The sequence below is a fragment of the Blautia sp. RTP21359st1_E11_RTP21359_211015 genome (genome assembly GCF_040910705.1).
Lineage (GTDB): Bacteria > Bacillota > Clostridia > Lachnospirales > Lachnospiraceae > Blautia_A > Blautia_A fusiformis.
Genome location: NZ_JBDGAB010000097.1, coordinates 1 through 6,529, shown reverse-complemented (window position 1 = coordinate 6,529; position 6,529 = coordinate 1). Strand labels below are relative to the sequence as shown.

Sequence of the window (6,529 nt, the reverse complement as noted above, 5' to 3'; positions counted from 1 at the left end):
CTGCTGCGGAGGAGGGGTGATTACTACTTGGGCTGCGGGAGACGGCGTTATTGCGGCAGGGCCTGCTGTCTGAGCCGGAGGCGAGTTCTGGCCCTGCCACAATGCTTTTAGCCGTCTCACGGAGCCCTAGTAGTATCCCCCGACGGAGTCCCTGCCCGGAGCGATGCCACCTCCCTCTGGCGTCCCTCAACCACATCCACCTCTCAAAATCTCAAAAACATCCCCGCCTGCATCCACCCCCGGACCGATGCCACCTTTCTCTGGCGTCCCTCTCCATCCACCCCACAAAACCGCAAAAACATCCCCGCCTGCATCCACTCCCCGGAGCGATGCCACCTTCCTCTGGCGTCCCTCTCCATCCCAACAAAAAAAACGGCACCCGGCAGTTCCAACACTGCCAGACACCGAAACCAAAACACCCGTCAAACAGACCTATACAATATATAATCAACATTCGCTATCCGCTCAACTCAATTACCACCAGAAAGTTCTCTCAGCAACTCAAGATCGCTGGCCTGCACTTTAATATTCGTAGTCAGCTTCTCACCCTCAGGGCTAATATACGTCACCTCAAGAATGCTCCCCTCACGAATCCCACGCCGGGAAACCGCACTACAAAATGCCGGAAACTTCGGATGATTCTGTTTAAATGTATTCCATGCATTCATAACCTTCATCATATTTCCAATATTTCCAATATTACCAATACCCATAACCAACACCAGCCTTTCCCTTACATCTATGTTTTTTTATCTATTAACCCAAACACAGCCGCCGTACAAACCATACAGCGGCTGACCACATGATCCTATTCAAAATAACCTGCCGGGAACTCACAACCCTCTGATAAAAGAAATCGCATCCCGGATCCCAGCCACATAAACCAATTTAATTCCTTTAATACTCTCTGTAGCCGTCCGGTTCACCTCAGGAAGTATCACCGTCTCAAACCCAAGCTTTTTCGCTTCCTGCACACGCTGTCCGGCCATACTCACTGCACGAACCTCGCCACTCAGACCAATTTCACCAAACGCCATCACAGAATCCGGGATCACGATCTCCTTCGCACTGGAAATAATAGCAAGACAAATACCCAGATCGATCGCCGGCTCTGTCATCTTCATGCCACCCGCAATATTCACATAAGCATCCGAAGCAGCAAGATGAACTCCCGCCTTCTTCTCCAGAACCGCCATCAAAAGATTCACACGATTAAAATCCGTACCAACTGCTGTTCTTCTCGGAATTCCAAAATTACTCTGACACACCAGAGCCTGAATCTCCACCAAAATCGGTCTCGTCCCCTCCATAGAACATGCAACAACAGACCCCGAAGCATTCTCCGGTCTTCCATTCAAAAGGAACTCGGAAGGATTCTTCACTTCTTCAAGTCCGGAATTCTGCATCTCAAAAACACCAATTTCATTGGTAGAACCAAAACGATTTTTCACCGCACGCAGGATCCGGTAAGAAGCATGCCTGTCTCCCTCAAAGTAAAGCACAGTATCTACCATATGTTCCAGTACACGAGGACCTGCCACATTTCCCTCCTTGGTCACATGACCCACGATAAAAATGGACACTCCCATACCCTTAGCGATCTGCATCAGTACATTGGTAGATTCCCTCACCTGAGAAACACTTCCCGGTGCAGACGAAATATCTTCATGAAACATCGTCTGGATAGAATCCACAACAGCTACATCTGGTTTCGTCCGCTCAATGATCTCCCGGATATTTTCAAGATTCGTCTCACAGAGCAGTTTCAATTTATCATTAAACGTTCCAAGCCGATCTGCCCGGAGCTTGATCTGTCTAAGAGACTCCTCACCAGAAATATACAAAACAGAAATCCCCTGTGAAGATAAATTTCTGCACACCTGCAACAACAATGTAGACTTGCCAATACCAGGATCTCCACCTACCAAAACAAGGGAGCCGGGGACGATTCCGCCTCCCAGCACCCTGTCAAGTTCACCGATTCCGCAGCTCTGACGTTCATCTGAAGAAAGACTGATATCTTTCAGAATTACAGGCTCCGTTTTCTTTTGTGTAGTTTTAATACTCCCTGAGGAAGATTTTTTGGAAGAAACCGTTTCCTCCACAAAAGTATTCCATGCCTTGCATGCCGGGCACTGCCCCATCCACTTGGCTGATTCATACCCGCATTCCTGACAGAAATAAACCGTTTTTTTATTTTTTAGCATTTTACAATTTTAACTTCTGCTTTGGTGTTCGCATCCAGTTCAACACTGAAAGAAAGCTTGCCGCCCAGGTTTGTGGTCATTGTACCTGTACTTACATCATCAATAAATACCTGATACTCTGTCTCAGCTTCCAGTTCAACAGTAATCTGAGAATCCTCAAAGCCCTGAACCTCAAAACTCATTGCTGTTCCATCCTGCTGAAGATGGAACACACTGGTTCCCGGAACAGACTCATATACGAACATTCCATTACGCTCAAGTTTGGTGATCTCCTTATATGTTTTTACTTTATACATATCTCCCTGATACTGATAATCCGACAATTTGGATTTCTGATTTAATTCATAATCTCCAAAACTGATAGTCCCATTATCTTCTGTGCGGATCAATTCCTGTACCACTGCCATGATCTTATGTCCTCCTGAAATCTTTCGTTGTATAGTTTTAATTTTGTTAATTATAACTTATTTCTGTTTTTTTGGCTATAGAAAGTAATAAAATTCTTACGCTTTCTCCGCATCTTTTACTTCAAAGTAGATTTTCTTGTCTTTGACCTTCACCTGTACGGTATCACCGGCTTTGATCCGACCTTCAAGGATTTCTGTTGCCATCTCATCCTCAATCTTTGTCTGGATCGCACGACGCAGCGGTCTTGCACCGTATTTACTGTCAAAGCCCGCATCTGCGATAAGATCTTTAGCTGCTCCGGTAACTTTCAGTATGATATCCAGCTGTTCCTGACAGCGTTTTTCCAGGTTTTTCAAAAGAATAGTAACGATCTTCCTGATATTTTCTTTATTCAGAGAATGGAATACCATGATCTCATCGATCCGGTTCAGAAATTCCGGTTTAAACATCCGCCGCACTTCTTCCATCACTCCGGACTTCATACGTTCATAATCACGCTTTTCCGTATCTCCGGACATAAATCCAAGATGTTTCGGTTCCATGATCATCTGCGCACCTGCGTTGGAAGTCATGATAATGATCGTCTGCTTAAAATCCACTTTTCTGCCTTGAGCATCTGTAATATGACCATCATCAAGTACCTGCAGAAGAATATTAAACACATCCGGATGAGCCTTTTCAATCTCGTCAAAAAGAATGACACTGTATGGATTTCTGCGCACTTTTTCGCTGAGCTGTCCACCTTCTTCATAGCCTACATATCCGGGCGGCGATCCGATCATTTTAGAAACACTATGTTTTTCCATATATTCGGACATATCTACACGGATCATTGCCTGCTCACTTCCAAATACAGCTTCCGCCAGCGCTTTGGAAAGCTCCGTTTTTCCCACTCCGGTAGGTCCCAGGAATAAGAAAGAACCTATAGGCCTTGCGGGATCCTTTAATCCTACTCTTCCCCTTTTTACCGCACGGGCAACTGCAGAAACTGCCTCATCCTGTCCGATCACACGTTTTTTCAGAACCTTTTCCAAATTTGCAAGCCTACGGGATTCCCCCTCTGTCAGACGCTGTACAGGTATTTTTGTCCAGTCAGACACAATACCGGCAACTGCCTCTTCATCAACTGTAAATGGATTTTTCCGATTTTTCCGCTCCGCCTTTCTTCGGATCTTTTCCAATTCTGCTTCCGCCTCATTTTGCTTTGCCTGTGCTGCTTTTGCACCTTCAAGATCTGCATTTATGACTGCCTGTTCTTTTTGTTTCAGAATATCGTGGATCTCTCTTTCCAGTGCTTCTGCTTTCGGAGACGGACGATATCCCGCCAGCTGTACTTTCGACGCTGCTTCATCAATAATGTCAATGGCTTTATCCGGAAGAAACCGGTCATTGATATAACGAACGGACATTTTTACAGCCGCCTCAAGGGCCTCATCCAGAATCTCTACACCATGATGTTTTTCATAATATGGGCGCAGCCCCTTCAGGATTTCAACAGCCTCCTCTTCTGTAGGCTCTTCCACGATGATAGGCTGAAAACGCCGTTCAAGCGCTGCATCCTTTTCAATGTATTTCCGATATTCTTCCAGTGTCGTTGCTCCGATCAGCTGGATCTCTCCACGGGAAAGAGACGGTTTCAGGATATTGGAAGCATCCAGTGCACCTTCTGCTCCACCTGCTCCGATGATCGTATGGATCTCATCAATAAAGAGCAATATTCCCTGCTGTTCGCTTACCTCATCGATCACATTTCGGATACGTTCTTCAAACTCACCGCGATATTTACTTCCTGCGACCATTCCGGAAAGATCCAGAACTACAACTCGCTTATCCTTCACAGTATCCGGTACCATTCCTGTGACGATCCGCTGTGCAAGTCCCTCTACGATAGCCGTTTTTCCTACTCCCGGCTCTCCAGTCAGGCAGGGATTGTTCTTTGTTCTTCTGCTCAGGATCTGGATCAGTCTGGCAATCTCTTTATCCCTTCCCACTACAGGATCCAGCTTACCTTCTTCTGCCATAGCCGTCAGATCTCGGCTATACTGATCCAGAGTTGGTGTTACACTGCTGTTTCTTCCCTTTGAAGCTTTTACAGCCTGGAATTCTTCCGCAATGGCATCGCTGTCCATTCCCATAGCTGTCAGCACTGCCGCATAAAGCTTCTGGATATTGGCACCCATTGTGTACAGCAGTCTGGTACCCACACAGTCTGTTTCTTTCAACATTGCCAGCAGAATATGTTCTGTCCCGACTTCCTCAAAACGCATGGATTCTGCTTCTGCATATGCACCCTCAAGAACTCTTCTGGTTCTCGGACTGAATCCCGGTTTCTGTGAAACAGCCGTATTTCCCGGCGGTGCGATCAGTTTATCGATCAGAGCCATCGCTTTATCAGCCTGGATACCAAACTCCTCCAGAACTCTTCCTGCTGTGCCCTCCTTTTCTTCTACAAGCCCGACCAGCAGATGCTCCGTGCCGATATAACTATGTCCGCAGGAGCTGGCTGCCTCTTTTGCCAGAGCAAGAACATTCTCTGCCTGTTTTGTATATCGTTCCTGCATGATGTCTCCTCCTATCTGTCTGTGTCATACTCGTCAAAAATCTCGTCCACCAGCTGATGGACTTCTTCTCTTGTTACATTTTTACAGCATCCCCATGCCATTGCTACTGTCAGATTCTGTTTCATTTCTTCCAGTGCTCTGACCTTATCTGCATCTATGGAGATCACCGCTCCCTTTCGCCTGTCAATAGTCACAAAGCCTTCCTGACGAAGCAACGCATATGCCTTATTCACAGTATGCATATTGATTCCTGCAATGCTTGCAAGCTGCCGTACAGAAGGCAACGTATCTCCTTCATGAAGCCTTGATGTAGCGATCCCCATTATGATCTGATTGGTGATCTGCATATAGATTGCCTCATCACTGTTAAAATCGATTTCTATCACCATAGGGTAATCTCTCCTCTACAACAGCAAAAGGCTGCACAGTTTCATCCTGGCAGCCTGCTGTGATTTTTGTTTTTATTTACTGATCCCTGCAATCTTCTCTATCTGTTCTTTGTTAAGAACCAGATTAAATCCCATTGGATTTACCACATAAGCGTTTGCCTGCGGAATCATCAGGCTCGGAAGTTTGTCTATAGTCACTTTCGCAACACGGAGATTCTTGCCTCTTCCAAATTTCTCAAATTCCATAACATCTGTAAACACAGGCTGCATGATCTTATCCTCTTTATTTTTCAGATACGGAATATGGAGCTTTCCATCTTCTTCCTGCTCTGCATTGATCGCGATCAGGAATTCTGCCTTACGCAGGTTTGCTATCAGCTCTTCTTCCAACTCACGGATATTCTTGTGCTCTTCCTGTTTTACCGGGCGACGCAATTCCTGCATAAAATAGATTCCGGAAAGTTCAAGAGACGGGTTCAGAAGCGGTCTCTTTGACGGCTCGATCTTACTCATATCTCTCTGGTTTGCGATCTTTCCGATCTCAATCTCGATCTTCTCTTCTCCGTCGATCCAGATCACACTGTTCACTCCGATCGCGTACAGCGTACCATACAGTCTTGGATAGTCTTTTTTCTCATATTTCATGCCCATAAGAAGGATCTTATCCTCAAGGAGCTGTTTACCATATTCTTTGATCTCTTCTTCTGTGGCAAAAATCCTTGCCTGGTCATTAAATGTTTCTTCATCACAGGTCACATATGGAAGTCTGGTTGCCTGTGAATATGCAACAAATACTTCCTCCCTGTTTCTGAGCTCATGGATTGCTTCTTCTACACTGATTCCCATTTTTCTGTCCTCTCTGCCTCATCACTTGGATGCGACACCTCATCAAGGAAAATGGTTGGTTCCTGTTGTGCCCTGTCAGCATCCAGCTTTTCATGTTCGTAACTACTCACTGTGTTTC

At 45.8% G+C, this 6,529-nt stretch carries 6 protein-coding genes; all 6 read right to left on the bottom strand.

Translation table 11 applies throughout. From position 1 onward, the window contains the following. Positions 1–470: 470 nt before the first annotated feature. The 6 genes from AB5026_RS18505 to AB5026_RS18480 all read right to left on the bottom strand — a co-directional run bounded on the left by AB5026_RS18505 (position 471) and on the right by AB5026_RS18480 (position 6,411). Positions 471–713: a hypothetical protein gene (locus AB5026_RS18505; protein WP_015525915.1), complete on the bottom strand. Its 243-nt coding sequence runs from the start codon at positions 711–713 to the stop codon at positions 471–473. Between the two features lie 120 nt (positions 714–833). Next, the gene (gene radA / locus AB5026_RS18500) at positions 834–2,207 is read right to left on the bottom strand and encodes a DNA repair protein RadA (protein WP_368214118.1); all 1,374 of its coding nucleotides are present in this window, start codon (positions 2,205–2,207) and stop codon (positions 834–836) included. Then, positions 2,201–2,614: a hypothetical protein gene (locus AB5026_RS18495; protein WP_015525913.1), complete on the bottom strand. Its 414-nt coding sequence runs from the start codon at positions 2,612–2,614 to the stop codon at positions 2,201–2,203. Before AB5026_RS18495 ends, radA begins: the two co-directional genes overlap by 7 nt. Positions 2,615–2,710: 96 nt before the next feature. Continuing rightward, a complete protein-coding gene (locus tag AB5026_RS18490) occupies positions 2,711–5,176 on the bottom strand; it encodes an ATP-dependent Clp protease ATP-binding subunit (RefSeq protein ID WP_114001469.1) in 2,466 nt (821 codons plus the stop codon). Between the two features lie 11 nt (positions 5,177–5,187). Continuing rightward, positions 5,188–5,565: a GntR family transcriptional regulator gene (locus tag AB5026_RS18485; RefSeq protein ID WP_015525911.1), complete on the bottom strand. Its 378-nt coding sequence runs from the start codon at positions 5,563–5,565 to the stop codon at positions 5,188–5,190. A gap of 72 nt (positions 5,566–5,637) precedes the next feature. Then, positions 5,638–6,411, bottom strand: coding sequence for an SseB family protein (locus AB5026_RS18480; RefSeq protein ID WP_015525910.1), 774 nt, complete (start codon positions 6,409–6,411; stop codon positions 5,638–5,640). Between the last annotated feature and the right edge of the window lie 118 nt (positions 6,412–6,529).